General features: G+C 51.5%; 24 protein-coding genes. 17 read left to right on the forward strand and 7 right to left on the reverse strand.

Annotation, left to right across the window (positions count from 1 at the left end; genetic code table 11):
* Positions 1-23: 23 nt before the first annotated feature.
* Positions 24-455 (forward strand): hypothetical protein, encoded by a 432-nt coding sequence (locus ACGJAX_RS21350; RefSeq protein ID WP_390956036.1) that lies wholly within the window; start codon positions 24-26, stop codon positions 453-455.
* 488 nt (positions 456-943) lie between these two features.
* On the opposite strand, the gene ACGJAX_RS21355 is transcribed toward ACGJAX_RS21350, so the two are convergent.
* Positions 944-1,225: a helix-turn-helix domain-containing protein gene (locus ACGJAX_RS21355; RefSeq protein WP_390956037.1), complete on the reverse strand. Its 282-nt coding sequence runs from the start codon at positions 1,223-1,225 to the stop codon at positions 944-946.
* A gap of 91 nt (positions 1,226-1,316) precedes the next feature.
* On the opposite strand from ACGJAX_RS21355, the gene ACGJAX_RS21360 reads away from it, so the two are divergent.
* From ACGJAX_RS21360 to ACGJAX_RS21375, 4 genes are all read left to right on the forward strand, one after another.
* Positions 1,317-1,751: a hypothetical protein gene (locus tag ACGJAX_RS21360; protein WP_390956038.1), complete on the forward strand. Its 435-nt coding sequence runs from the start codon at positions 1,317-1,319 to the stop codon at positions 1,749-1,751.
* 68 nt (positions 1,752-1,819) lie between these two features.
* The gene (locus ACGJAX_RS21365) at positions 1,820-2,485 is read left to right on the forward strand and encodes a DUF6088 family protein (protein WP_390956040.1); all 666 of its coding nucleotides are present in this window, start codon (positions 1,820-1,822) and stop codon (positions 2,483-2,485) included.
* Positions 2,486-2,490: 5 nt separating this feature from the next.
* Positions 2,491-2,715, forward strand: a complete 225-nt coding sequence (locus tag ACGJAX_RS21370; RefSeq protein WP_390959955.1) for a BPSL0761 family protein — start codon at positions 2,491-2,493, stop codon at positions 2,713-2,715.
* Between the two features lie 1,053 nt (positions 2,716-3,768).
* On the forward strand, positions 3,769-4,782 hold the full coding sequence (locus tag ACGJAX_RS21375) for an SLAC1 anion channel family protein (RefSeq protein ID WP_390956041.1): 1,014 nt from the start codon (positions 3,769-3,771) through the stop codon (positions 4,780-4,782).
* 140 nt (positions 4,783-4,922) lie between these two features.
* Here the strand turns inward: ACGJAX_RS21375 and ACGJAX_RS21380 are convergent, their stop codons facing one another.
* Positions 4,923-5,234 (reverse strand): hypothetical protein, encoded by a 312-nt coding sequence (locus ACGJAX_RS21380; protein ID WP_390956042.1) that lies wholly within the window; start codon positions 5,232-5,234, stop codon positions 4,923-4,925.
* Positions 5,235-6,025: 791 nt separating this feature from the next.
* Between ACGJAX_RS21380 and ACGJAX_RS21385 the strand changes: the two genes are divergently transcribed.
* Both ACGJAX_RS21385 and ACGJAX_RS21390 read left to right on the forward strand, forming a co-directional pair.
* Positions 6,026-7,459, forward strand: a complete 1,434-nt coding sequence (locus tag ACGJAX_RS21385) for a catalase (RefSeq protein ID WP_390956043.1) — start codon at positions 6,026-6,028, stop codon at positions 7,457-7,459.
* 1,460 nt (positions 7,460-8,919) lie between these two features.
* Complete coding sequence (locus ACGJAX_RS21390; RefSeq protein ID WP_390959957.1) at positions 8,920-9,633, forward strand: methyl-accepting chemotaxis protein; 714 nt, start codon at positions 8,920-8,922, stop codon at positions 9,631-9,633.
* Positions 9,634-10,040: 407 nt separating this feature from the next.
* Here ACGJAX_RS21390 and ACGJAX_RS21395 read toward each other — a convergent pair whose 3' ends face one another.
* Entirely contained in the window at positions 10,041-12,485 is a 2,445-nt protein-coding gene (locus ACGJAX_RS21395) for an AAA family ATPase (protein ID WP_390956044.1), read from the reverse strand.
* 637 nt (positions 12,486-13,122) lie between these two features.
* Here ACGJAX_RS21395 and hxsD point away from each other — a divergent pair.
* Genes hxsD through hxsA form a run of 4 tightly spaced genes read left to right on the forward strand, consistent with a single transcriptional unit; the run spans position 13,123 to position 16,772 of the window.
* A complete protein-coding gene (gene hxsD, locus ACGJAX_RS21400; protein ID WP_390956045.1) occupies positions 13,123-13,428 on the forward strand; it encodes a His-Xaa-Ser system protein HxsD in 306 nt (101 codons plus the stop codon).
* Between the two features lie 5 nt (positions 13,429-13,433).
* Entirely contained in the window at positions 13,434-14,915 is a 1,482-nt protein-coding gene (hxsB, locus tag ACGJAX_RS21405; RefSeq protein WP_390959959.1) for a His-Xaa-Ser system radical SAM maturase HxsB, read from the forward strand.
* Complete coding sequence (gene hxsC / locus ACGJAX_RS21410; RefSeq protein ID WP_390956046.1) at positions 14,861-16,156, forward strand: His-Xaa-Ser system radical SAM maturase HxsC; 1,296 nt, start codon at positions 14,861-14,863, stop codon at positions 16,154-16,156. Before hxsB ends, hxsC begins: the two co-directional genes overlap by 55 nt.
* The gene (hxsA, locus tag ACGJAX_RS21415; RefSeq protein ID WP_390956047.1) at positions 16,143-16,772 is read left to right on the forward strand and encodes a His-Xaa-Ser repeat protein HxsA; all 630 of its coding nucleotides are present in this window, start codon (positions 16,143-16,145) and stop codon (positions 16,770-16,772) included. The genes hxsC and hxsA overlap by 14 nt, the downstream gene beginning before the upstream one ends.
* A 137-nt stretch (positions 16,773-16,909) precedes the next feature.
* Here hxsA and ACGJAX_RS21420 read toward each other — a convergent pair whose 3' ends face one another.
* Positions 16,910-17,383 (reverse strand): Lrp/AsnC ligand binding domain-containing protein, encoded by a 474-nt coding sequence (locus ACGJAX_RS21420; RefSeq protein WP_390959960.1) that lies wholly within the window; start codon positions 17,381-17,383, stop codon positions 16,910-16,912.
* 159 nt (positions 17,384-17,542) lie between these two features.
* Between ACGJAX_RS21420 and ACGJAX_RS21425 the strand changes: the two genes are divergently transcribed.
* Positions 17,543-18,172 carry a LysE family transporter gene (locus ACGJAX_RS21425; protein ID WP_390956048.1) on the forward strand — a complete coding sequence of 210 codons (630 nt, stop codon included), beginning with the start codon at positions 17,543-17,545 and terminating at the stop codon, positions 18,170-18,172.
* 196 nt (positions 18,173-18,368) lie between these two features.
* Here ACGJAX_RS21425 and ACGJAX_RS21430 read toward each other — a convergent pair whose 3' ends face one another.
* Positions 18,369-18,926 (reverse strand): carboxymuconolactone decarboxylase family protein, encoded by a 558-nt coding sequence (locus ACGJAX_RS21430; protein WP_390956049.1) that lies wholly within the window; start codon positions 18,924-18,926, stop codon positions 18,369-18,371.
* A 103-nt stretch (positions 18,927-19,029) separates the two neighbouring features.
* On the opposite strand from ACGJAX_RS21430, the gene ACGJAX_RS21435 reads away from it, so the two are divergent.
* Positions 19,030-19,941 (forward strand): cupin domain-containing protein, encoded by a 912-nt coding sequence (locus ACGJAX_RS21435; protein WP_390956050.1) that lies wholly within the window; start codon positions 19,030-19,032, stop codon positions 19,939-19,941.
* 86 nt (positions 19,942-20,027) lie between these two features.
* Here ACGJAX_RS21435 and ACGJAX_RS21440 read toward each other — a convergent pair whose 3' ends face one another.
* Both ACGJAX_RS21440 and ACGJAX_RS21445 read right to left on the reverse strand, forming a co-directional pair.
* Positions 20,028-20,228 carry a CstA-like transporter-associated (seleno)protein gene (locus tag ACGJAX_RS21440; protein WP_390956052.1) on the reverse strand — a complete coding sequence of 67 codons (201 nt, stop codon included), beginning with the start codon at positions 20,226-20,228 and terminating at the stop codon, positions 20,028-20,030.
* A 229-nt stretch (positions 20,229-20,457) separates the two neighbouring features.
* Complete coding sequence (locus ACGJAX_RS21445) at positions 20,458-20,904, reverse strand: cupin domain-containing protein (protein WP_390956053.1); 447 nt, start codon at positions 20,902-20,904, stop codon at positions 20,458-20,460.
* Positions 20,905-21,278: 374 nt separating this feature from the next.
* Between ACGJAX_RS21445 and ACGJAX_RS21450 the strand changes: the two genes are divergently transcribed.
* The 4 genes from ACGJAX_RS21450 (at position 21,279) to ACGJAX_RS21465 (ending at position 25,057) form a co-directional block, all read left to right on the forward strand.
* Positions 21,279-21,878, forward strand: a complete 600-nt coding sequence (locus tag ACGJAX_RS21450; RefSeq protein ID WP_390956054.1) for a lecithin retinol acyltransferase family protein — start codon at positions 21,279-21,281, stop codon at positions 21,876-21,878.
* 120 nt (positions 21,879-21,998) lie between these two features.
* Positions 21,999-23,912 carry an ATP-binding protein gene (locus ACGJAX_RS21455; protein WP_390956055.1) on the forward strand — a complete coding sequence of 638 codons (1,914 nt, stop codon included), beginning with the start codon at positions 21,999-22,001 and terminating at the stop codon, positions 23,910-23,912.
* A 62-nt stretch (positions 23,913-23,974) separates the two neighbouring features.
* Positions 23,975-24,550, forward strand: coding sequence for a response regulator (locus ACGJAX_RS21460; RefSeq protein ID WP_390959962.1), 576 nt, complete (start codon positions 23,975-23,977; stop codon positions 24,548-24,550).
* Positions 24,551-24,664: 114 nt separating this feature from the next.
* Positions 24,665-25,057 carry a response regulator gene (locus tag ACGJAX_RS21465; RefSeq protein WP_390956056.1) on the forward strand — a complete coding sequence of 131 codons (393 nt, stop codon included), beginning with the start codon at positions 24,665-24,667 and terminating at the stop codon, positions 25,055-25,057.
* The last annotated feature ends 97 nt before the right edge of the window (positions 25,058-25,154 follow it).

The raw sequence follows: 25,154 nt of genomic DNA on the forward strand, positions 1-25,154 counted from the left end.
CAATAGTCAATGCAGCGATCGGTATGGAAATCCTGCTAAAGAGCTTTATTTCGATCCCTGACCAGCACCAGGGAACCACTGGGGAAACCTGCGTCCTTGATAAGGACGCCGTCAAGGCGGCTCACAAATGCCTCCAAAACTCTGGGAAAACTGACCGCAGCCAACGTGTTGATTGGCATGATTTGCTAACGATGTTTCATGCCGTTCCTGAACAGATTCGGCGCAGCCTGGCACTGAATAGCCAAGAAGAATGCTTTGAAAAATATCGAAGTGTGTTCACCAACAGTCGGTACCCATACGAGTCCAACAGCGCGAAATCTTCTGATGCGGTTCTGATGAGGATGCTGCGGTGGACGTTGGCCAATGTGGTTGGTTATCACAGGGAGCGCGGATCGCAGGATGCATTCATTGTGAGTTGCATCTCCAAGCAGCAAGCTGGACCAGGTGATGCGTAAGAGGCTGCGCCTGCCTTCAAATCTGGCCAAAGAGCTTCCAAAGCCAGTGCGCGTCATTACGCATAATGTATATTATGTTAAATGATGTGTCAGGCCGGGCCCTCCAAGGCCGGCTATCCAATCTTGCGACTCCATGAATTTGAAACTTTTCCATCAGAAATGCCGGTAACGCCCCCCAAATGAAAGGTAAATTTGAAACTGTCGTGTAAAGAAATCTGCAAATCTGAAACTCTTGCAGTCGACGGCCCCCCAGCTAACGGTTCAGTTTGTGCTTGCCGATCCCGCAATGCACCTATCCCAAGCTCGTGCAAGCGACTTGGGTTCGGCACAGGTGCATTACAGATTCAGTTTCGCCCCCGCAAACTCCGGTTTTATCGGGCCACGCCGCGATGAGTTGCCCGACACCCCGCGTCCCACCACCAGTCGAATTTATCCTTCCTTGTGCCACGAAGATCCGGTGAGCCACGGAACCTGCGGTCGATAGTTTTTCAGATATCAATGGCTTTCAGGTCTTTCCGCACTTGAGCTAAAAACGCTTTGAGATCCGTGATGTTCTCCTTTCGCATGTAGCACGCCGTTACCAGGCTGACGGGATGAACCCCCAAAACGCTGCACAACTCCTCGAGCTTTACAAGCGTCGGGCTGGTACCTCCACGCTCAAGCAAACTGACATTGGTACGGCTGCTTACCAACGAAAAATGCTCCTGGGTCAGGCCTTTCCGAAGACGAGCCTGTCGAAGCGTCGCCCCAAATGCTTCTTTCAGTTCCATTTTGCTTTCTCACAAAAGGAACGATAAGGCGACATTGCGCTATATATGACTACAACATATATTGTTCATTCGAGAAGCTGAGGTACCAGCGATGAACACGGATCATGAAGGGCCAACGATTATTTCCAGCCTTTTCAATGCTGATTTTCTGGGGCGTCCGTTCATGCGGCAGACGGTAATGATCCCTTGGTTTTACCTCGAAGCACACGTTCGATACGGTAAGGAATTCGTTGGGGAAATGTTCATGGTGTCCTCATTTGAGGCACTGAAAGACCTTCTCAAGGTCCAGCATGAGTCATTTCGGGTGCGGTCCATTCAATACGTCACTCCTGGTTTCGTAAATGAAACCGGTCATTGGAAAATGGAGCCGCTCCTTGAGGCAAGTGAGGCGATCAATCCACAGGGTGAGCGGGTCCCGCTTTTCAAGGTTTCTGATCGAACCTACACGCACTTGGGGGTGAACACCGAGGTGAACCTAAAAAGAGTTAGGGTTCTATTCCCAGCAGTACAAAAAAAGCGCGGGTGACATCGACCACAAGGCTGCTATGCCTAAATCGTTGCAGCACCGCCTCAAACGCTAAAAACTGGTGTGTCATGTCTGTTACCGCCAATATCGTCAAACGCCTCAAGTACACCCCGAAAGCGCAGCCTTTCAGTATCAATCGCTTTGCTAATTTAGGTTCGCAAGGGGCTGTGGCCAAAGCCTTATCTCGCCTTGCTGCATCAGGTGAGCTGGAACGACTGAGTCGTGGTATTTACATGCGACCAAAGCTGAGTCACCTCACTGGTTATGTGCGACCAAGTACCAAGTCAATCCTCCGTGCAATCGCTAGACATAATCGTGAAATTATTCAGGTACATGGTGCAGAGGCCGTCAGATATTTCGGATTGAGCACTCAGATGCAAATCAGACCGGTTTATTATACGAGTGGCGGTAGTCGCGAGGTGACAGTTGGGGCGAAGCGCATACGCTTGCTCCACGTTGCTCCCCCAAAACTACAGCATGCTGGCACGATCGTCGGATTAGCGCTCTGCGCCCTCCTCTACTTAGGCAAAAAAGGCGTGAGTGGCACGGTCATAGCCAGTATCAAAGCTAAACTGACTCCGCATGAATTTACGCAACTCGCGGACTGTGAGATTCCCATCTGGATGCAGGTCGCACTCCGTCGTGCTATTTCATGGCCATCGCAGCAGAATGTAGCGGAGCGTCGCCCATTAGCCGCAGAGAGAGCGCACATCCGTCCTAATGGAGGTGAATAATGACAATGCCAGACGAGCGTTCCCGTGCAGTGGTGCAGACCCGCGAATTTCTAGTTGAGCTAAGCCGAGATAACTCCCTTCCAGATCGAGTAAGGCGTGACGCTAAGTTTTTGTTACGACACTTTCCATCTCGTGATGACGTGGCCTTGGCAGGACGAATAGAAGAACAAAGCGACACCTTGCCTTTAGGGGCTTTAGGTCCTGTATTCAGCTCTACCATTACAAGGTGAGTATCCCAACGACTAATCGGTGTCAGATAAACAAGAACGGAGAATCGCGCGACGCTGCGACCACCGCATTCTGGGATTTCAGAGCCAATAGCGCATTGCTCAATGAATCAGAGCTGTTGCTCCAATTTAAGGCTGGTTTCTCCGCTGAGCTTTTCCAGTTTGTTCACGTAACGTTTGACTCTCAGCGGCGCGGCTTGTCCGCTTAAACGGAGTTTCTTGAAGTCCTACGCCGGCAACCAGTCAACCATCAGCTCCTTCAGAACACACGTTGAACGCTTGCTGCTTTGGGCACTGATTGTGGCTCGTAAACCTCTCCTGGATCTTCGCCGCTCCGATGCGGAGCGATTCATGGAGTTCTGTCTTAACCCGCCCGCGGACTGGGTCGGCCCTATAATCAAATCTCGGTTCAAGTGCGTCGGCGGCCGGAAACGTCTTGAGTCAGATGAGTACGTGGTGAATTCTGATTGGAGGACTTTCAGTTATACCCTTCCAAAACAGGAGCTCAAGCTTGAGAATGAGGCGACCCGTGATCACTCCTCACGTCCTTATCATATGGCCCAAGGCTCGATGGCTCAGGTCTTGCTTTCTGCGGTAAGTTCTTTCAACACGCGATGGATGAAGGGCTTACAGAGGATAACTTGCATCCGGCTCGACCTTCTAGGTATAGACCCATGCTACCTGCCACGGTTGCTCGAGATCGGTAGAAACGCCATTCATTCAGCGGGCGTTGCGATTGATACAGCTACTATTCACTCTGGCTATCTACAAGCTGTCTGTACGTGAAATACGTAGTCCCCCCCCCGAAGCTACTTCACTCGTCTAGGCTGAAGGGACATGACTTCCAACACCTACTTCCAGGATTGACTGATGCTGCTTCCTGCAAATCGAGCGTGATAGCAGAGTTCTTAGCTAATAGAGGCCATCATCGAAAGCGTAAATCTCGACTCTCTACAAACTTCGGTCGATTTAGATAGGTGAGGCTGCGAGAGTGAGTGAGGCTGGATCAAACTTTCAATACGAATCCTGCCCCTCCTCACGAGTAAAGGTAACGGCATGAGCACTGTAGTGACTCCACGAGAAATCGATACCAAGATTGGGGCGATGGGATACCTGCCAGTGGCACTGTTCGGGTCCATTATGGGCCTCAGCAGTCTGACCGTGGCGTGGCGCTTAGCTCATGCTTATTTCGGTACACCGCAGTGGGTCAGCGAATACATCGGCTACACGGCCATGCTCTGCTTTGTAGCTATGATAGGTGGTTATGCAATAAAGCTGTGGAGCAGCTTCGATTTGGTTCGGGCCGAATTCAGTCACCCCGTCGCCGGCAACATGTTCGGTACGCCGTTGATCAGCCTTCTCCTGCTGCCCATCTTGTTGGCCGACATCAGTCTTCCCCTGGCACGCATTTTTTGGGTACTGGGCACGGTGGGAATGACGGTATTTGCCTGGTTCATCGTCAATCGCTGGATGAGTGTTCGGCAGCACGTGCAGCACACCACTCCAGCGTGGATTATTCCGGTAGTGGGCATGATCAACGTGCCGCTCGCGGTACCTGCGCTGCACTTACAATCGATGCATGGCCTTATGATATTCTCGCTGGCAATCGGTTTGTTCTTCGCTGTACCGCTGTTTACGCTAATTTTTTCGCGGTTGATGGTGGGAGATCCGATGCCCACAACTTTACAGCCGTCCCTGCTGTTTCTAGTCGCGCCATTCGCTGTCGGCTTCTCCTCGTATGTCACGACCGTTGGACACATCGATGCTTTCGCCGAATCATTATTCATGCTGATGCTTTTCTTGTTGGCGGTTCTGCTAGGCCGTCTATTGAGCCTGGCGGGGTGTTGTCCATTCCGCATTGCGTGGTGGTCAGTGAGCTTCCCACTAGCGTCGTCGTCTAGCGCCGCAATGCGTTACGCAACGTATGCACAAAACGGATACGCCGACGGCATAGCCTTATCTTTGCTGGCCTTAGCTTCCGTCGTGATTTTCGGGTTGCTGTTGCGCACATTGCTCGGCATCGTCCGCGGTGAGCTGCGGACACTGACCGGCGACCTCACTGCACATTGATAGTGGACTGCGCACGTTGATAGCCATGCCCGCCTTCGACGCTAAAAACTTGGAAGATTGAGAACAGCGTGAAAATGTGGGAGCCCGAATAATTTGGCTCCACATCCGGGAGCTATGCGCCTTAATAAAAAATGCGGCTATCAACTCGGCTTGATTGACACCAATTCAAAGTATTTAAACTTTTTCTTCTTAGCCTCGGCCTTTGCTGATTGCTCGGCGACCAATGTGCTCAAGGTATTCGCATCGTAGGTGAATAGCTCAGCGGCACCTTCAAACTCTTTCGAAACCCGCAGCGTAACTCTCAATTTCGGCGAGAGCGATTTGACAACCTTCCGCGGCGGGGCCTCAGGGGAACCAGGGTCTTCTGGAGTTTTCTCTGGCTCTGATTCGTTCTTTTTGGATGGACCAAAAAGCGCCTGGCGCATTTCTTCTTCGCTTAGATTTTCTTTCATTTGAATCTCGCAATGCGAACGAGGACGGACTACATACACAGGATGGAATTTTACCACCATAGGGCCGCCAGGCAGCAGAGGGGCCACATTGGCCTTGAGCCTTTTAAACCTACGGGGTATGCACCATTTACAGGGGAGGCCTGATGGGAGTTTACCTCGCTTGTCTCTTCAACGCCGAGCTGAGTGGGTGATCTGGCAAGCGAGGCAAACGACTCGAAATTCACTCAAACAAGTAGCTTGTCACGCCGCCCCGCCTCCTACATTAAGTAGGCTTGGCTCTTCTGAATTGAGCTATGAACGGAAATCCTGGATTCGAAAGGAAAAAAGCCCGCGAGAACATCGCAGGCCAAAGGATGAGTAAGGAGTTTAGATGAACGTAGGTCACAGGACGAAACGCGTGTGATCACCGGACAACATCCAGCGTAGTCGGCAATTCATTTTTCGGAAGAATTGTTCTTTCTTCTGACCTATTACATTCAGCGAATTGAGCCGGCCGAGAGGTATTGACTCTCCATCTAACCGCTCATGCTATGAGACCAACGATCGTAAAATCCTAGCGCATACTAATTCGCGCCTGAACCGATCTCCAGCTTGCGGCACGTTTTGTAACGCGATCGTAAGACCAACAGAGGCCGCCTTTGTCGGTGCCCCTCTTTAGGCTTTTGGTGGTTATCAGGAGGAACTGCTGTTTGTCTCGAGCAGGTGGTTTTCGGCCGTTGAGAAGACGAATTTCGTCATTGTTGTCGATTGCTGGCACCACCGGTACACACTCTGATTAGTGAGGTGACCGCATGAAAAAGCTCACAACCGCGTTTGGCGCTCCCGTAGTCGACAATAACAACACTCAAACGGCAGGCCCGCGTGGCCCTGCCCTTCTTCAAGACGTATGGTTTCTAGAAAAAATGGCTCATTTCGACCGTGAAGTGATCCCAGAGCGTCGCATGCATGCAAAAGGTTCGGGGGCCCACGGAACATTCACAGTGACACATGACATCACCCGATACACCAGAGCGAAAATGTTCTCGGCAGTTGGCAAGCAGACACAGATGTTCACCCGTTTCTCCACCGTTGCTGGCGAACGCGGAGCAGCAGATGCTGAGCGAGATATTCGTGGCTTCGCTATGAAGTTCTATACCGAAGAGGGAAACTGGGACCTGGTGGGAAACAACACTCCCGTCTTCTTCATTCGCGATCCGCTGAAGTTCCCTGACCTAAACCACGCTATCAAGCGTGATCCGCGCACTGGTCTTCGCAGCGCAAACAACAACTGGGATTACTGGACGTCGCTGCCTGAGGCACTGCACCAGGTCACTATTGTGATGAGTGATCGTGGCATCCCAGCTAGCTTCCGACACATGCATGGATTCGGTAGTCACACATTCAGCTTTCTGAACGCGGCCAATGAGAGGTTCTGGGTCAAATTTACGCTGAAAACCCAGCAAGGTATCAAGAACCTTTCCGACGCTGAGGCTGGGCAATTGATCTCCGGCGACCGAGAAACTCATCAGCGCGATCTTTATGAAAGCATTGAACGTGGTGACTTCCCGCGATGGACCTTGTACATCCAGATCATGCCGGAGAACGAAGCTGGAAGTTACCACTTGAATCCATTTGACCTCACGAAAGTCTGGCCTCACAAGGACTATCCGCTGATCGAAGTCGGTGTGATGGAGCTGAATCGAAACGCAGACAATTTTTTCGCTGAAGTGGAGCAAGCAGCCTTCAACCCTGGCAACGTTGTGCCGGGTATCAGCTTTTCGCCAGACAAGATGCTACAGGGTCGGTTGTTCTCCTATAGCGATGCACAACGCTATCGCTTGGGGGTCAATCACTCGCAGATTCCCGTCAACAGTGCGAAATGCCCGGTTCACAGCTACCACCGCGACGGCACCATGCGGGTGGACGGCAATATGGGCGGCGCCATTCCTTATGACCCCAACAGTTATGGAGAGTGGATAGAGCAACCGGAGTTTGCTGAACCACCGCTGAGCATCGAAGGTGCTGCCGATCACTGGAACCATCGTGTGGACGAGGATTACTACTCGCAACCAGGTGACCTGTTCCGCCTGATGACGCCAGAGAAGCAACAGTTGCTGTTTGAAAATACCGCACGCGCTATAAAAGGTGCGTCGCAAATGGTGGTTGATCGGCACATATCCAACTGCACCAAAGCCGATCCGGCGTATGGCGCGGGAGTGAGGGAAGCGATTACTCGTTTGGGGTGATGCCCCATTAGAGATGTTGAGGCGCCCGGCCGAAAGGTGGGCGCCTTGCTTTCATGCCCTCAAATACCACTTTGCGCAGTTCCTTTTCCGTCTAAGACGTTTATTCGTCACGACTGCAACGACGGAAACTAGCGAAACTGATTCTCCCTGAAACAGCCGTATTGATGCGAAATTGCGCTCGGTTTAACCACCGCTTGCATTCTACTTGACCAGTCATTTGCATTCGCTCTGCCCAACGATTACGTCGGATTTGACCAGAAAGCTTTTGACTGTGATCGGTAGAGAACGGCCGATTTCTGTCGATCGCCACAGTCAGCTTGATGTCGAAAAAGCGGAGACTTGGTGCATGCGGGTACCCCTGACGATATTCAAGCCACTCAAGCTGACTTCAACAACTAGGTTTTTCAGCATGGACTAGTGACGAGGAATTGATTTGCTTTTCGCGTGCCACAAAAGAGCGGAGAAATAAATCAGTCCCCTGCCCTCTTGATTTGATGGCGCATGGCCGATAAAGGCTCTTAGCCACCACTAAAACTCAGGGAGGATCTGTTGTGAAATCGATGCTGGGATCAGTGAAAGGTATGTTGTTGCTGCTGGTGATCGCTTGCAGCCTGGGCTTCGGTGCGATCTTTGTCGGTGGCGTCGCGGCGTTCGGTCAGATGGATCGGGCGGCTATTGAGATGGGGCAAGGCAAGGATGTAGTGGCCGACATTCTTCCGCCGCCGTTGTACGTGATCGAAGCGCATTTGATCGTCTATCAACTGATGAACAGCGGCATTGACACCGCGCAGGGGCTGAGCAAGCTTCATCAGTTACGCACCGACTTCGATACGCGCAACGCGTACTGGCTCGCCTCCGACCTCAATGATGCGGTTAAAGGCAGCCTGCTTGGCGCCCAGAAAAAAGCCGCCGACACCTATTTCAGCGCGCTTGAAACACACTTCATTCCGGCCCTGCAACAAGGCAATCAAGCGGCCGCCAACACCGCGTTCGAGGAACTGAAAGCCGCCTATGACCTGCACCGCCTGGGCGTCGACAAAACCGTTCTGGTCGCCAACGCCTACGCAGACGCGCAACTGGTGGAGATGAGCAATACATCCAGCAACGCCCGTTGGCTGTTGGGACTGGTCGGCGGCCTGAGCACCTTGGTCGCCTGGCTGATCTACACCTTCGTCGCCCGCCGGATCAAAACCCTACTCGGCGCCGAACCTGCCGAACTGCGCCAGGAAATGGCCCGTTTCGCCTCAGGAGACCTGCGCAACGATAACCGTCCTCCCATTGCCGGCAGCGTCCTGGCCGGCTTGGCCGAAGCACGGGAGCGCATTCGCAAGCTGGTGGCCGATACCGCCGCTGGCGCTGAATCGGTGGACGTACAGGTCAGCAGTGTCAATATTGCACTTGAGCAACTGAAGGAAAACTCCACGTGCCTCGCTGAGTCGGCGCTGACCACAGGTGTGGCCATGGAACAGATTTCCAATACCATCACTCACATCGCCAAACAGGCAGTGGCGGCGCAGACCTCTGTCGGCCAGGCGGACGATCAGGCTCGCGCCGGTGACAGCGCCCGCCTAGAAAGCCTGGAGAGCGTGCAGCGCCTGGCGGCTGCCAGCCGCGAGACGCAATCCTCGGTCACCGACCTGGGCACACAATCGAACAAGGTCAGCGGCATCGTACAGACCATTCGTGAAATTGCCCGGCAAACCAATTTACTGGCGCTCAACGCCGCCATCGAGGCCGCCCGTGCCGGTGAACAAGGCCGTGGCTTTGCCGTGGTCGCCGATGAAGTGCGCAAGCTGGCCGAACGCACGACTAACGCGACCACGGAAATCGAGTCTTTGATCGACGCCATCCGCAGCAGCATCGAAGGTGCCGTGCAAGCAATCCAGCGCAGTGCTGGGGACGTCGACGTCGGCATCAAGACGGTGGTGGCGGCCGGTGAGTCGTTGATGGGCATTCAGGACCGCATCGCGGTAGCGACTCAGGCGATGCTGGAGATTGTCGCCGCCACCCTTGAAGTCACCAACGCCTCGCGCAAAGTCACTTCCAGTATGGAAGAAGTTGGCCACCTCGCCGACGCCGGCAATCGCTCGGCCGCCACGACCGCCAGCGCCGGTGAAGTACTACAGAGTGTTTCGCAAAGTTTGCGTACAGCATTGAAGGCGTTCGCGTTTTAAATCTTGCTCGCAGACAAGCCGGCTCTCATGTATTTGTGGGAGCAGGTTTGCCTGCAAAAAAGGGGGCGGCTATATACCTACGTTCCGGCTCACGCCTCCTCGCTGCTCAGGAAATGGATGACTCCAATAACTGGGAAATTGCATTCCACTTGCCCACCCGCTTGCATTCGACCTGACCAGGCATTTGCATTCGTTCTGACCAGCGATTGCATCGGATTTAACCTACACGTTTCATGGGCATGGCCGGCAAAGAACGGCCAGAAGCAGCCATTCGCTAGGGCTCTATTTTAGGTTTGGAGGCGCCTACAGAGCCGGGGACGATTCATATAGATATGGCGGGTATCAGACCGAGGCAGAAGCTCTTGAACTAGCGCACCACAAGGCACGCGGGCTCATGATCAAGCGACTCAGAATGGGATATCTGGGTCCGAACCATCCGCCCCAACTGAGAATGGCTTAGGGGGCTGCGCTACAATGGGGCTTACCAAGGACTTAGGAGTGCCCAATGGCTCGGTAGCACCTTCATCGCTAGCCGCTCCGGCAACAATGATAAATGCGTCTGCGTCTGCGCCAACGGCAGCCCCGCCAGCTTCGCCCACCAGTTCCTGATCTTCCGTCGCCTCCTCAATAGGATCTAAATCGACAAAGTCTCGGCCCATCATCATTTTATAATGAGGCATATGTTCCATAGCCTTAAAGACCTTGAAGAAGATCTTCATATAGCTGTGCGCCATGCCATCGCTTATTGCCACATACAAATCATCTGGCGAATAATGAGATCCGTCATTAACCCAACTAATCAATGATTGGCATTGAACCTTTTCCTGCCCGTCAAACTTCTCGATGATGACATGCGTATCTATATTTCCTAGGATTTTGAAGTAGTTCTCCAAAATCCTGCGCATGGTGTTTTGAATTGTAAGCGCCGGCAATGGCTTTCTCGCCAATTCTGCCCACAGCAGCTGATAGGACGTCTTAATTGGATTGTTCTCAAAGCCTTCAATTTTCGAAAAGTGATCGGGCTTGCGTACTACCCAAAACGTCTCATCCTTAATAGAAGCATCTCCAGTCCTCTGGGGGTTAAAGGTGATTTCTTTATGAAAGTGCACGTTATGGGTTAGGACAAAGACCTGCTTTAGGTTATTCCCCTTCTGGCGAACCTCGTGAAAAAGCTTTTTGATCAAGCTACTCACGATGAACAGAACATCGCTATCCAGGCTTGATACCGGGTCATCAATGACGACTATTCGATCGGTACTGATTCCCGAGGTCGTAATACTTCCCCTGAGCAAATGATAGAAGTACAGGAAAGTGACGAAGGTCTTTTCACCTTCGCTGAGCGTTGCTTTAGCATCAGTTCCATCAATTCTGATCAGCCGATATGAATTATCGGCGCACGCAGGATCCAGGGAGAAACTTCGGAACCCAAAGTCTTTCAGAATTTTATTGATTGCAATGACAGTAGGCCTCACGCTTGTCAGCGAAGTTTCAATCTTTGCAATTTCTACGTCAGCTGTGGCTACATCTACCGTCGCCCTATCCATGCTTGCAGTGATACCATCAATTGCTTTATCGACACGGTCAGCATCTTTTATGTAATCAGCAAGAGTATCTTTAAGCTCAACATCAAGAAGATACCGCCACACCGCACCTGTTAACTTATCCTGCTCTAATGAGAACCCCGAAACGAGACGATTGTGTTCAGAGACCTTGAGATTGGCTGAATTGATCAGTTCAGAAATTCTCAGCGGAATCTCTGCGAGACCTTCCAACGCCACGTCAATACTAGGGCTAGCCACCTTGTGCTCAATGCGTTGCCTGTTCACCAGTATGATTGCATTCAGGGCCTGCAACTCAAGATCAAGCTTATCTTTATCTAAGTGAGAACAATCTGTGGCTAGGACTGTTTGAGCCTGAACTAACAGGCCATCTGCTACCGAGCTATAAATATCCCGAAACTGCGATAAAGCTCTAGTATCAGCCTCGAAAGTTTCGTCGAAATAGTCCTCAAGGCTTTTTTCGAATTCAAGCGGCAGTTTCTGTTGACAGAAGGGACAGTCATCATCGGTATGGCCCAAGTACTTCATACCTTGCCTAATCCAGTCACTGTTCCCCAGGTGTTGGATCATCGCAGATACATTGACATCCTCTTTGCCGACCACTTTCTTGCTCAGGACAGGGTTTTGCTCAAGCGCGACCAAACGAGACAGGTCAAGGTTGGAGACAGCATTCATGGGTGATGGTGCATCACCATAAAGTACCTCTGCGCGCTTACGCAGGTCTTCGATAGTAACCAGCTTAGAAGTGTTACTTTTGCTCTCCTGCAAGACCCTATTCTTGAAGGCCTCTCGGTTATTTCTCAGGCCTTTAAAAGCCCCCTGAAACTCATCGTCGTGCTTCTGCTTTTGTTCCCAACACCGCGCTACTAACTTTGTTTCCAGGGCATTTTTTTCGGCGATCTTCCCGCTCTTGCCGTCTGGGCCATTAAGGTTTTCTTGCGCTTTGGTTTTGAACAGCGCGTGGCGGTCTCTATCCTTCTTGAACTCTTCCAGGCGATCAAGTTGCGCTTGCTCGGCCTGACCCAGCGTGAACACACCTTTGAACTGCTTCGAATCAGTGAAATTCGCGGCGATGAAGTCGTTGTTGTAGACCATTGCCGGAATCTGATTGCCCTTCGCCCACGTAACCTTGGAGGCAGTTGATAGTGCTGGGTTGTTTATCAGCCTGCTGATCGTTGTCTTGCCTGCTCCGTTTGCACCGTAGAAGTAGTTCACGGCCTTCAGGTTTTGAATCGTTTCGGGGGTTACAGGGCTGTAGGTTGCTATGCCGGAAAGGGTGATCGATTCAATCATGTCTCGCATCCGTGGAGAGAGGAAATTAGGGAGCAAGCCAAGGGCGGCCCTATATATGAAGCACATCATAGAGCAGGCAGTGGCCTTTTGCCGCCTCAGCGTAGACCACTACACCAGCTTGTGAAGGCGGTAGCAATCGAGGACTACCACTGCGACCCCGGCTGTAGTGATCTACTCCTGTTTTTGGTCGCTCTAGGGAGTGGTCAATCGCGTTCTACGCACCTCGGCCACTGCTAGCCACTGTGCATCTCTTCAAGTTGCACATCATTGAAAAGCATCGAAAAGGGGACAGATTTATTTTTCTATCACTGTCCGCTTTCGAAAACGGCCTTCCGCTGGCTGACCTTACGTGCAAGTTTTTCTTTAACAGTCAAAAGGAATATCTGCCTCAATCCTCCCTCCAAGGACGCCACCCTAGCGTTCTCTGCCGGTCATGGCCACGCAGTGTGATGGTGAAATCTGGTGGAAATGATTGATCAGGTCGAATGCAAATAGGTGGGCAAGTCTGTGCAGTTGCCCATATTGATTTTTAAAACAGGTCAGTCATCGGCATACGTAAATATTTGGTTACAAATAGTGGCGTTTCGCCTTTTGCACGGTCATCATTCGCGCCAATAAAAATGTATGGAATCGAAAGATGTACTGGGAAGTCACGGTCTCCGTCGACAGCGCGATCTATCCACTCAGTGTGGTGCAACGAGCTTCCTACGCTCTAGCCACATCCCTGACGATCCAAATCCGGCAAGTGGAAAATCAGATTCATCTCGACGTCGTCCCCACACTTCTGGCTGGCGGAGCGGATGCAGCCGTATCCAAGCAAGAAGCCCGCGAGCTGATTTTGCGTAACCTGAATGACTTCGCTTTACGCGATCAGATTCAGCGCGAGACTTCCGGGTTGAGAGAAATCCTTGCGGCAGCCGCCCTTCGTGGAGCTGGCGTTTGAGTACCATGTTGATCGCCAAGGACGCGAGCTATCGACTACTTCCTTTTCGATTTTTACGGATCGATAGTCATCACAGCCAAAGCATTTTGCTCACTGCGGAAACAGGTGAGTATCTGTTCGTTTCGGAAAAACAGTTGAACGACCTCGTTCACAAAACTGTGGATGTCGGCTCCGCTCATTACAAAGATCTTCTCGCTCGCCATTTCATCTTCGAACCAAACGGACACGACCCTATCCCTGAGATGGTGGCGCAATATCGCAGTCGGAAAAGCTTTGTACTCGATGGCCCGGCTCTACACATTTTTGTAGTCACGCTGCGTTGCAACCATACCTGCCAGTATTGCCAAGTCTCTAGAGCACCTCTAAGTGGCTCAGGTCATGACTTGTCAGCTGAGCATGCTGCACTGGCAGTCGATCGAATGTTTGAGTCGCCCTCCCCGGTACTCACCGTTGAGTTTCAAGGTGGCGAACCATTGCTGGCCTTTGATCGCATTCGCCAAATCGTTGATTTGGTAGAGGACCGTAACGTAGTTGAGCAGCGCAGCATCCAGTACGTAATCACGACAACCCTGCATCATCTGAATGAAGAAATCCTCGATTTTGCACAACGCCACAAAATCCAGTTTTCCACCTCCTTGGATGGCCCTGCTTTTCTGCACAACGCCAATAGACCTACCCCTACGAAGGACGCCTACGAGCGAACCGTAGAAGGTATTGATCGAGTTCGAGCAAGGCTTGGCCACGATGCCGTTTCCGCGTTGACGACCATCACCTCAAAGAGCCTGGCATATCCCCAAGCCATCATTGACGAGTACGTAGCTCGGGGTTTTACGAGCATCTCCCTACGACCTTTGAGCCCATATGGTTTCGCCAAAACATCCGCGAAACGCCTGGACTATTCGATGAACGAGTTCATCGGTTTCTACATGGAGGCATTGTCATATCTGCTGAAGCTGAACGTTCAGGGTACGTTTATTTCTGAAGGCTACGCATCGCTACTACTTACCAATATTCTCACTCCCTTCGCCTCTGGCTACGTAGACCTACGATCACCTCTCGGCGCAGGAGTTGGGACCCTTGTCTACAACTACGATGGCGACGTTTACCCATCAGACGAATCTCGCATGCTTCTTGAGATGGGTGAGGTAGGCCTGAAGCTGGGTAGCGTAGATCAACCATTGAAAGAGCTGCTTGAGTCGCCAGTGATTGCTTTACTGCTGTCTGCTGGTGTAGCCGAAGCATTACCCGGCTGCTCAGATTGCGCGCTCGTACCTTACTGTGGTGCAGATCCAATCGAGCATTTCGCCCGTCAGGGAGATCCGATCGGACATCGCTCTTTCAGCAGCTTCTGCCAGAAAAATACGGCACTTCTCACCCACCTTTTTGGCCTATTGCGCGATGGTGAGAATTTCACGCAAAAGGTACTTATGTCTTGGCTAGCCCGCCGGAATTTGAGCAACTTACCCTCTGCCGGCTACAGGGACTGAAGATGCTACGGCTTGATACTCAGTTTGAGATTATTAATCTCGCAGCCCCAAAATTATTCAAGGTCATTTCGCCCGGTGAGTTGATCTCCAAAGGAACCGCTGCTTGCGCGGGTGAGGCTTCTTACGATGATCTCATGTTGTGGCTCGACGAGTCCTCCGCCGACAACCATGAACAAATGATCTCGTTTCCTGTTGGAGGATTTTTGCTGACAGGCAATACGAACATACGTTGCAGCACTGACGCGACTTTGCTGACGAACCCGAAAGATACGTTAGTGGTACAGCCTGGTGATGTGATCGCTGTGAGACCAGGATCAACCGTGGTCAGAGTGCTTTATCGCCGGGGCGCCAATAGCAATCTCCTGTTCATGACAGATCGCTGCAACAGCCTTTGTTTAATGTGCTCCCAACCTCCTAAAGACGTAGATGACCGTTGGCACATTGAGGAAAACCTAAAGCTAATTGACTTGATTGATCAGGGTCCTGAGCAGCTGGGTATCAGCGGTGGAGAACCCACGCTGTATAGGGAGGGACTGCTCGCGATAATCGAGCGAGCAAAAAAGATCATCCCAGAAAAATCTCTACATATCCTGAGCAACGGTCGACTGCTCAGTGACGCCACGTGGGTCAATGATCTTGAACGAGTGAACCATCTCAGCCTTACCTGGGGTGTCCCTCTCTACGCCGACAATGCAGCTGATCACGACAATGTTGTGCAGGCACCAGGAGCATTTAGCGAAACCATGGCAGGGCTGTATAACCTGCATCGCGCCAATCAGAAGATAGAAATTCGCATGGTGCTGAGCAGATTGACCACGCCTCGGCTCCCAGAGTGGTCGCATTTCGTTTTCCGCAATTTGCCTTTCGTGCACCACGTAGCGCTCATGGGCATTGAGAATACGGGGCTCGCTAAGAAGAATTACGAGCAGCTCTGGATCGATCCAGCCGATTATCAAAAAGAGCTGAACCAAGCTGCATTTTTCCTCGATATCCGCGGCATCGCAGTCTCGATTTATAACCTGCCGCTTTGCGTACTGGATCCGGTACTGGGTCGTTTTTATCGCCAGAGTATTTCCGACTGGAAAAACCTGTTTATCGACGCGTGCCAGACCTGCTCAGCTACCGACGCCTGTGCTGGTTTCTTCAAATCTCATTCAACAAAATGGCAGAGCCGCAACGTCCATCCGCTCTCCGTTGATGACCTAGTAGTTATGCAAGGAGCGCTACATGAAATTGCTTGATCGCTGGAAAATGCTGATTGGCCAATCCATCGCCTTGGTACCCATGGTCGGAAGCCCAATGGTTGATGCCAACCAGGCTCAGTTGGCATCATCTGACTGGTTACCGAATCAGCACAGCGCTCCACCCGTATTCAAAAACACGCTCAACGCGAAAGACGCGATCAACATTTACGCAGCACATAGATCTCACAGCTCACACAGTTCCCATAGCTCACATAGCTCTCACTACAGCAGCTCTGGCGGCTACAGCGCGCCACGTGCCTATACCCCGCCGACAACCAACTACTACACAACGCCTGCTAGCCCAAGTACTACCACTCGCTCAGCCACCAGTACGCCAAGCACAACCTCAACACCAAATTCGACCGGCACAATAACTAAATCGAACGCCTACTCAACCACGCCTACCAAGCCAGCAGCCGCGGATCTTGCGATGCTAATACGACGTGTCCAACTGGCGTTGATGGTAAAAAATTATTACTCAGGACCTATTGATGGGGTCTTGGGCAACAGCGTCCGTGGTTCACTAATGGCCTTCCAAGCGGACTCAGGGATCAAAAGCAGCGGCAAAATGGATACACCAACGCTGAACGCTTTGGGGATTGCCATTCCTTAAGTATCCATTGCACCTGCTCGTCCGCGACCACTCGTGGATCAAGGTGAACCGCCCCAGCTTTTCTAGACATCACAATAAGCTAGAGTCGACAGGGACAGGCCGAACTCGACCAAAGCCTGCGGTGGCGACAGGTAAAGCTAAGCCTCTAGGTGATCCAATGGCAGAGGCCCCTGAGGCTTGATCGACTTGATTGCAAAATTACTCCGAATATCCCTGACACCAGGTAGTTTTAGCAAAACGGATGTCAAGAACCGCTCATACCTACGTAAATCAGGCACCACTACTTGCAGCAGAAAATCTGACTCACCAGACACTAAAAAGGCTGACACAACCTCTGGAAGCGCCAGCACTGTCGTTTGAAATTTTTCAGCCTCAACCTCATGGTGACGTTCGACTTTTACTCCAACGAACACCGTCATCCCTAACCCAACAACCTCTGCATCTAAAGTTGCCTGATAGCCGCGAATAACACCTGCCTCTTCAAGGTTGCGTACGCGGCGTAGACAAGGAGATGCAGAGAGACCAATTTCTTCAGCCAACTCTACGTTGGTCAGGCGACCATCCCGTTGCAAGGCTTCCAGGATGGCTCGATCGTAGTTATCGAGTTTGATATATGAATTACGATTCATTTGGCATTACTCGACCTTTTAAGAATCTAGGCTGGCAGATTCTGCCAAAACCAGCCGCTAAATGAGTTCAATACGCAACCACCTGCCCTGCCCCTTGGCCCTAGAATTTTGTCTTCCTTAACCGCCATCGAGCTGCTCTAAATGGAAGATAAAGCGCTGTATCTCCTAGCCCTCTCAATGATCTTTCTTATGCCGGGTCCCGATATGATCCTGCTGCTGCAAACTGGAGCAAAACAAGGGCGAACTGCCGCGATGGCGACGGCTTTGGGTCTTGCGCTTGCACGCGCTTGCCATGTCACACTGACTGCGTTGGGGCTGGCAACGATGTTTAAAGTTCTGCCCTGGACGTTTGATATCGTGAAATATGCGGGCGCTGCTTATTTGCTCTGGATTGGGTTACAAATGTTCAAAAGCAGTGGCGCAAGCTCACCAGCAGCTCACGAGAATGGGGTTGCATCTTCATCCTTGATAGCCTCTTTCCGCCGCGGCCTCCTGACTAATCTGCTCAATCCAAAAGCGTTGCTGTTCAGCTCAGTGCTGCTACCACAATTCATTGATCCCAGCCGATCTTCGGTATGGGAGCAGTTTGCAACGCTGGGTGTCGTTCTGGTTATTACGGGCCTCGTATTCGACAGCTTGTACGCAACAGCAAGTGCTTGGGTAGGACGGTGGTTGAATCGAAGCGCTACCGCCCAGCGGGTGCAGCAGTGGCTATTCGGCACATTGCTTATTGGATTTGCCGTACGGTTGGCGTTCGTTCAGCAGGCTTGAAACGTACTCACCACTGATACCGTAATGTGAACTGGTGGCGTAGCGATGAACGTTGATGTTGCAAGGCACAACAGCATCTACGTCACATCGCTCTACACCAGTACTCAGGCAAAAGCGTCCGGCCAAATGGCTCATGCTGGGTCGAGCATTTCAGGATCCCGTGTAAACCGATATGTTCGACACATAACGCTTTAAGCTATTGACCGGATTTCCAACGATACCGACCCAACTCAGCATTGAGGGGTGTGCCAGCAAACACATTTGCGAAATTGCACAGGGTCGCCAGACTTACTCCGAGAATCACCTCCAGCGCGTTGCCTTCGCTGTACCCGACGTCTTTAAAAGCACTGTAGGTGGGTTCGCTGACATTACCTCGTGTGGCAATCACTTCGCGGGCAAAGGCCGCCAGGGCTTCGAGCTTCACCTCCGGAATGGTCACTTGATCACGCAGAGCGTCAACGACTTCATCAGGTAGCTTTGCCTTGTTAACTGCTACCGCGGTGTGGCCCGCCACGCAAAAATCACAGCCGTGAGTCGTCGCAGCAATCAATTGCACCACTTCACGCTCAGCCAAGCTAAGGTCGGACTTTCCATTAAGAGCCGATACTGTAACGTAGGTTTCCAATGCTGCCGGAGCATTGGCCAACACAGCCAGAAGGTTGGGAATGAAGCCGGAGTTTTTCTGCGCATTCTCCAGGAAGGGCTTTGCGGCTTCAGGTGCGCTTTGCAATGTGTGTAGAGTGACACGTGACATGGGATGGACTCATGTGGATTGAAGTCCGGCTAGTCTCTTGTTTATCAGGAAATCCAACCATATTCATTAGTAGCGATTACATGCCCATGAGTGTTTTGAATAGATGATTTCGTCGCGATCGCTGATGGATTGGTTATTAGAAAGCCTTGAATTGGAGGCAAACCTATTTCATGTCGGCCGTTACTGTGGTGGCTGGCATGCCAGTACTTCCGGGGCAGCGCGCTCCAGCTTTCATTTGGTTGTCCAAGGTCACTGCTGGCTGCATATCGCTGCCCAAACCGAGCCGCAACGTTTGAATGCAGGGGATGCGATATTTCTTCTGCGGGATTTTGAGTATCGGCTTTCCAGCACTGAGGAAGCCCACACTGCGCAGCTTCTTCCGAAAATTGACATGGTTCCCCTGGATAGCCAGGCCGAGGATGGTGTCGGTCTTGTCTGCGGCTTTTTTCACTTCAAATCCGGGCTGTCGTCACTAATCATCGAAGGACTACCCGACTATATTATTCTTCGTGCTGGCGATCCCTCCCTGAAGGCGGCAAGGGCTTTATTTGAGCTAATTCTTGAGGAGTGCGAGCGACTGCCAACGCCCTCATCTGCGCTGCTGGAGCGATTGAGCCACCTACTATTTCTGTATGTGCTTCGCCAACAGGTGGCAGACAACCAGAACCTCCGTGGGCTGGTAGCGGTGGCCCGACACCCAGTCTTTGCGCCGCTTCTGGACCAACTAATCGAACATCCGCAACAGGCTTGGTCACTGGAAAGCATGGCGGCCTGCACCGGCCTTTCACGTTCGGCGTTCTTCAAGCGCTTCAACGAGCTGGCGGGCCAGTCACCTGGGCAAGTGCTGCTAGCTTTGCGGATACGCCATGCTTGCCAACTACTTAAGACCAATCACACGGTTGAAGCGGTCAGCCCAGCCGTGGGGTACCAGTCGATCTCTGCCTTTACGCGCGCGTTTGCAAAGTCCGTGGGTATGCAACCGGGGGCATATCGCAAAAAACATGGAGGTCGCTGAGTAACGATTAGGTGATTTCTACCGAATGCATCTGATAAATCTTATGGCGTATGACTGCTCGCAGTGGTGGTTGAACGCCTGAGGAATTAGCAGCAGCGCGTTGTACATTTTCCTTTCCCATAGCGAGCATCCTGCCGCTCACGAAAAAACTCCGAATAGGTCATTACTGGCTGATCAGGGTGGTTGATTGCCATTTGAGCCACGTAATTGTCGTAGTCGGGAATCCCAACCATCAAACGCGCGCTCTGGCTGACTGACTTCATGGCCTTACGCAATCTGCTAAACATAAAAAACACTCTCAATTTGGAGGCGAACTGACACATCAAACAGCAGTTATGTATCTGCAATGTGTCTGAGCTGAAATTCTTTTAGGCGCAGGTGGAGAGACTAGCTTCGCCGCCTCATGCAAGCCATTGGATCGAAACCGGCCCAAAGAGGTTAGCGGCTTATCGATACGCCCATATGCCCCGTGCCGTCTGCCCGGAGGTCGTGCTCCAAGCAGCCGACAGGTGCTGCCTATTTTTGCAGGTTAACCAGCGGTTCGCCTTTCTTGACGATATAGGTCGCCAATTCTGATCCCGTGGTGGTGCCAATGTTCGTTGCGATATGCGCGGTGCCTTCTGGAATGTACAAGGAGTCACCGGCGTTGAGTGTCACCGTTGGCTGCCCTTCGAGCTGGTACTGAAAGGTACCGCTGATTACGTAAGCCACTTCCACGCCTGGATGGGAATGCTTAGGTGCAGCGACACCAGGTTCAAAGTCGACACGAACCTGAATAACTTCGCGGTCAGAAACACCGAGATCGCGTTTCACGAGATCCGTACGGTGAAGCCCTGTCTGCCAGCTTTTCGCGGCCGGCGTGTCTTGGGCGTGCGCCATCCCCGCGAATGCGGAGAGAGAGACGGCGGCAGCTAAGGCAGCACCAAACAGGCCGATGGATTTTCGAGCGTTAAAGCGTGACATTAATTTTCTCCGGTCAGTGCACGGCATAGGCCGTGTGGAATTCCGCTCGTGCGGTGCATCCATTTCAAGGTAAAGGTGTATCTGACACGTGTCGGGAGGACCGGGGTTTTGTAAGCAGAGTTAGCTAACAATCGTCGAGATACATTTCGATACAAGCATCGTGATATCTCCATTGACCTAATTACGCCGCACTGTTAAGCGAATGAAACACATCTCTCCGCATGCCAGCCAGCTCAAAAATTTCTGTAAACAGCGAGAATAATACTGAAGTATTAGACACGCATACAAGTTGACTATTCGTATAAACCAATGTGCGACTGATTATTTTCCTCTGGAAAGATATTCTACTTTCAAAGGCTCCAGAGGAATTCATCATGAACAAGCTACTGGTGAAAACGATTGGGATTATATCTTCCTTGGGTTCGATATATTTGAACTCGACAGTCGTCAATACAGATTGCGCATCGAACCTAAATGACCAATTTTTTGAAAGTGGTTCAAATACATGCCCCCGCAATAGCGCTCCAATACTGAACGGGGAAAGCTCAAAATCCGCAACAGAAGCAGTCCGAGATGTTGACGGCTTGGCCGCAGGATCGCACCTCGTGAGCCCGCGCAAATTCTATGCCCATCACGGTATTTACCTAGGGGATGGTAAGGTCGCCCACTACTCAGGATTGAGTGCATCTTTGCAGGCAGGTCCGATTGAAGTGACTGACCTTGACCATTTTGGAAATGGGAGACCCATTTGGGTACATCAAGAGCAACGGGCCTTTTCAAGCGAAGAGATCATTGTGCGGGCTCTCTCCAGGGTTGGAGAGTCACAGTACAAAATCCTGTCAAATAATTGCGAACACTTCTGTAACTGGTGCATTAACGGGAATAGTTACAGTACACAAGTTTTTGAATATCTTCATCGACCTTTCCACGTGGTTCGTATGATTCTATCTTCGAAGCCAGCTCTGATTGCATAGCTATCTCTATTGATATGTCCGTTACCTTTTGCACTTTACAGCCCACATTCATCAAACTACGGTTACGACGTCGTTTTTGGATTGAACCAACGCATCTTTGATATACAAGATGGGTTTTGCTTGCTGCAATTTCGTCAGGGGTGTTCACTGCATTCATCCGTGATGACCGAAAACTCAGCAGGCCTATTGATTGATATGAAAATTTCAATTGAACCGACGGTAGCTGTAGAAAAGCCCCATCCCTTGGCTTCGCCCGCTCTGCTACAAAGATTTGGCGCGATCACGCTCGCAAGCGTCATCTTCATCATCGATACCCTGACGTCCATCCATATCGCGGTAGCGGTCTTGTACGTCGCCGTGATTCTCATGTCCGTCAGTTTGTTTTCCAGGAAGGGGGTCATCGGCGTATCGCTGTCATGCAGCGGATTGACGTTGATCGCTTTCTTCATCTCCCATGGTACCGATTTCAATAGTTCAGCCTTCGCGCGATGCTTGGTTAGCTTGTCTGCCATCGCGATCACCAGCGTGCTTGCACTCAAAAATAAAGCAGCAAACGATGAGTTGCAGGAGCAGGTGCGGGTTCTCGCGCAAACGCATGACGCCATCATCGTTCGAGATATGAATGGCATTATCACGACGTGGAGTCCCGGCGCCGAAGCCTTGTATGGGTGGTCACAAGTGCAAGCCATTGGACAGGATTTCCGAACTCTTCTACGACCTCAACTGGCGCTCACGTGGGAGCAGGTGATGAAAGCGCTGATCGAAACTGGTCGATGGGAAGGCGAAGTGGTGGAACATCGACGTGACGGAACAGCGGTGACAGTAGTCAGTCGTTGCTCTCTATCACGGGACGAGAGAAATCAGCCAAAAGCAGTCCTGGCTACGCACAACGACGTCACTGAACAAAAAAGAGCCATCAATGCTCTGCGACGTAGCGAAGCTTTTCTCGCAGGCGCTCAGTGGCTGAGTCAAACCGGAAGCGTTGGCCTGAAAATTCCCAGTGGAGAAATGTATTGGTCCGACGAGGCGCGGCGGATCTTCGAATTCAGCGACGACGAGGAGCCATTGCTTTCAAGCGTTATGAAAAAAACTCATCCAGACGATTTGGACTTGGTCAAAGCCTCGATCAAACACGCCTACCAGAAAGAGCCACACATCAAAGTGGAGTATCGACTCTTAATGGCCGATGGCCGGGTAAAGCATGTGCAAATGTTGGCTCACCCAATCCAGGACGCTTCCGGGAATTTTGAATACGTTGGTGCACTGATGGATGTCACCGACGCCAAAATGTCGGAGGAGGCACTTCATCGTTCGCAAGCAGAGTTAGCTCACGTCACCAGGATCACTACGCTGGGCGAACTAGCGGCATCGATAGCCCATGAGGTCAACCAGCCGTTGGCAGCCGTGGCCACCAACGGTACCGCGGGTTTGCGCTGGTTGAATCGTGATGTTCCAAACGTTGATGAGGTGCGCAGCGCCATAGAACGAATGATGAGCGAAACACACCGAGCAAGCGAAGTCATTCGACGCATCCGAGCAATGTCTCGGAAAACGGATCCCCAAAGCGTCCCAGTGGACCTTAGAGAAGTCATTGAAGAGTCTTTGGCGTTGGTCGATCGGGAGGTCAAGCGGAACAAAATTGTGCTAGACCATGAATACGATACCGAAGAAGCCGAGATCATAGGCGACCGGGTTCAGTTGCAGCAGGTAATCATCAACTTGATCATGAATGGCGTGCAGGCAATGACAAATGCCAAATGTAAGCATCGCGCCATCTTCTTGAGCCTTAGGCACTCTGATCAGGGTGAGGTGTGTGTGGATGTTCAAGACAGCGGCCCTGGAATTTCACCGGAGTGCATGCCAAAGCTGTTCAATGCCTTCTACACCACCAAATCCGAAGGGATGGGAATGGGGCTCTCAATTTGCCGATCGATTATCGATGCTCACGGAGGCCGTATCTGGGCAACGAGCCAAACAGGTGAAGGAGCGATATTTCACTTGTCCTTTCCATCCATTCAAAAGGGACTCGCGTGAACGAAGACACCTCAACCATCGATAAGACACCTGTCGTCTTTGTGATAGACGATGAGGCACCAATGCGGGAGGCGCTTAGTAGCCTGTTTCGTTCAATTGGTCTTCGAGTGGAGACGTTTGCGTCGCCATCAGAGTTTCTTCAGTTCCCCGATTCTGACGCCCCAAGCTGTTTAGTCCTTGATGTTCGCCTTCAAGGTGCGAGTGGCCTGGAGTTCCAACATCAACTGATCGAGTCGAAAATCGCCTTACCCATCATCTTCATCTCCGGGCACAGCGACATCGCAATGTCAGTCAGAGCGATGAAGGCCGGTGCCGTGGACTTCCTACCAAAACCATTCCGTGAGCAGGATTTGTTGGATGCCGTAGCTGCGGCGCACCAAAGGGACGCCAAGCGCCGGGAAATAGACAAACAAGATGCTGGTATGCATACCTGTTATCAATCACTGACGGCCCGTGAACGAGAAGTTTTGGTCCACGCAGCCAAGGGGCTGATGAATAAACAAATCGCGGCAGAAATGAATCTGAGTGAAATCACCGTCAAAATCCATCGCGGGCATGTGATGAAAAAAATGCATGCAAAGTCATTTGCTGATCTGGTTCGAATGGCTGAATTTTTAGGAATTGGGCCAAAACGCTAGGCACAGCACATACGAGTGTATGATTTCTTTTGTTGAAGCCCGCCAATAGAGTAGAACTGGCGCGACGGCCTCCGCTGTTTCGAATCCATTGATGTCGCGTCCAGGATCTGCGCAGTGAATAAAATCCCTGTGATTTCTATTGTCGACGATGACGAATCTGGTCGAATCGCGCTCAGTAGCCTGGTGCGCTCCCTGGACTGTGAACCCAGTCTTTTTTCTTCCGCCGAAGAATTTCTCGCCTCGTCAAAAAGCCATGACACAACCTGCCTCATCTCAGATGTGCAGATGCCGGGCATGAGTGGCTTGGATCTGCAAAGTGAACTGATCAAAAAAGGTCAGAGAATCCCCATCATTTTCATCACCGCATACCCGGAGGAGTCAGTTCGCCAACGAGCGCAATCCGCGGGTGCGATCTGTTTTCTTAGTAAGCCATTTGACGGGCAGGTGATGATTGACTGCATTGAGCAAATTCTAAAAACCGCAGAGACTCAACATCCTCCAAATTAACACAATCTTTACCTCCCCATTTCAAACTCAAAAAATTCAGCAGGCTTAACACTTCTTATATTCTTCTTGGCTGCCCCGCAACCACACCCACAACACA

It is taken from the genome of Pseudomonas moorei (genome assembly GCF_042846945.1).
Classification (GTDB): domain Bacteria; phylum Pseudomonadota; class Gammaproteobacteria; order Pseudomonadales; family Pseudomonadaceae; genus Aquipseudomonas; species Aquipseudomonas moorei.

What these genes read in the sequence shown, in the direction of transcription:
- ACGJAX_RS21460 (WP_390959962.1), top strand. Translation starts at nt 23,975, where the DNA reads ATGCGGGAGGCGCTTAGTAGCCTGTTTCGTTCAATTGGTCTTCGAGTG.
- ACGJAX_RS21360 (WP_390956038.1), top strand. Translation starts at nt 1,317, where the DNA reads ATGAACACGGATCATGAAGGGCCAACGATTATTTCCAGCCTTTTCAAT.
- hxsD (WP_390956045.1), top strand. Translation starts at nt 13,123, where the DNA reads ATGTACTGGGAAGTCACGGTCTCCGTCGACAGCGCGATCTATCCACTC.
- ACGJAX_RS21370 (WP_390959955.1), top strand. Translation starts at nt 2,491, where the DNA reads ATGCCAGACGAGCGTTCCCGTGCAGTGGTGCAGACCCGCGAATTTCTA.
- ACGJAX_RS21425 (WP_390956048.1), top strand. Translation starts at nt 17,543, where the DNA reads ATGGAAGATAAAGCGCTGTATCTCCTAGCCCTCTCAATGATCTTTCTT.
- ACGJAX_RS21450 (WP_390956054.1), top strand. Translation starts at nt 21,279, where the DNA reads ATGAACAAGCTACTGGTGAAAACGATTGGGATTATATCTTCCTTGGGT.
- hxsA (WP_390956047.1), top strand. Translation starts at nt 16,143, where the DNA reads ATGAAATTGCTTGATCGCTGGAAAATGCTGATTGGCCAATCCATCGCC.
- ACGJAX_RS21365 (WP_390956040.1), top strand. Translation starts at nt 1,820, where the DNA reads ATGTCTGTTACCGCCAATATCGTCAAACGCCTCAAGTACACCCCGAAA.
- ACGJAX_RS21385 (WP_390956043.1), top strand. Translation starts at nt 6,026, where the DNA reads ATGAAAAAGCTCACAACCGCGTTTGGCGCTCCCGTAGTCGACAATAAC.
- ACGJAX_RS21395 (WP_390956044.1), bottom strand. Translation starts at nt 12,485, where the DNA reads ATGATTGAATCGATCACCCTTTCCGGCATAGCAACCTACAGCCCTGTA.
- ACGJAX_RS21350 (WP_390956036.1), top strand. Translation starts at nt 24, where the DNA reads ATGGAAATCCTGCTAAAGAGCTTTATTTCGATCCCTGACCAGCACCAG.
- ACGJAX_RS21355 (WP_390956037.1), bottom strand. Translation starts at nt 1,225, where the DNA reads ATGGAACTGAAAGAAGCATTTGGGGCGACGCTTCGACAGGCTCGTCTT.
- ACGJAX_RS21390 (WP_390959957.1), top strand. Translation starts at nt 8,920, where the DNA reads ATGGAACAGATTTCCAATACCATCACTCACATCGCCAAACAGGCAGTG.
- ACGJAX_RS21430 (WP_390956049.1), bottom strand. Translation starts at nt 18,926, where the DNA reads ATGTCACGTGTCACTCTACACACATTGCAAAGCGCACCTGAAGCCGCA.
- hxsB (WP_390959959.1), top strand. Translation starts at nt 13,434, where the DNA reads ATGTTGATCGCCAAGGACGCGAGCTATCGACTACTTCCTTTTCGATTT.
- ACGJAX_RS21380 (WP_390956042.1), bottom strand. Translation starts at nt 5,234, where the DNA reads ATGAAAGAAAATCTAAGCGAAGAAGAAATGCGCCAGGCGCTTTTTGGT.
- ACGJAX_RS21375 (WP_390956041.1), top strand. Translation starts at nt 3,769, where the DNA reads ATGAGCACTGTAGTGACTCCACGAGAAATCGATACCAAGATTGGGGCG.
- ACGJAX_RS21435 (WP_390956050.1), top strand. Translation starts at nt 19,030, where the DNA reads ATGATTTCGTCGCGATCGCTGATGGATTGGTTATTAGAAAGCCTTGAA.
- ACGJAX_RS21445 (WP_390956053.1), bottom strand. Translation starts at nt 20,904, where the DNA reads ATGTCACGCTTTAACGCTCGAAAATCCATCGGCCTGTTTGGTGCTGCC.
- ACGJAX_RS21440 (WP_390956052.1), bottom strand. Translation starts at nt 20,228, where the DNA reads ATGTTTAGCAGATTGCGTAAGGCCATGAAGTCAGTCAGCCAGAGCGCG.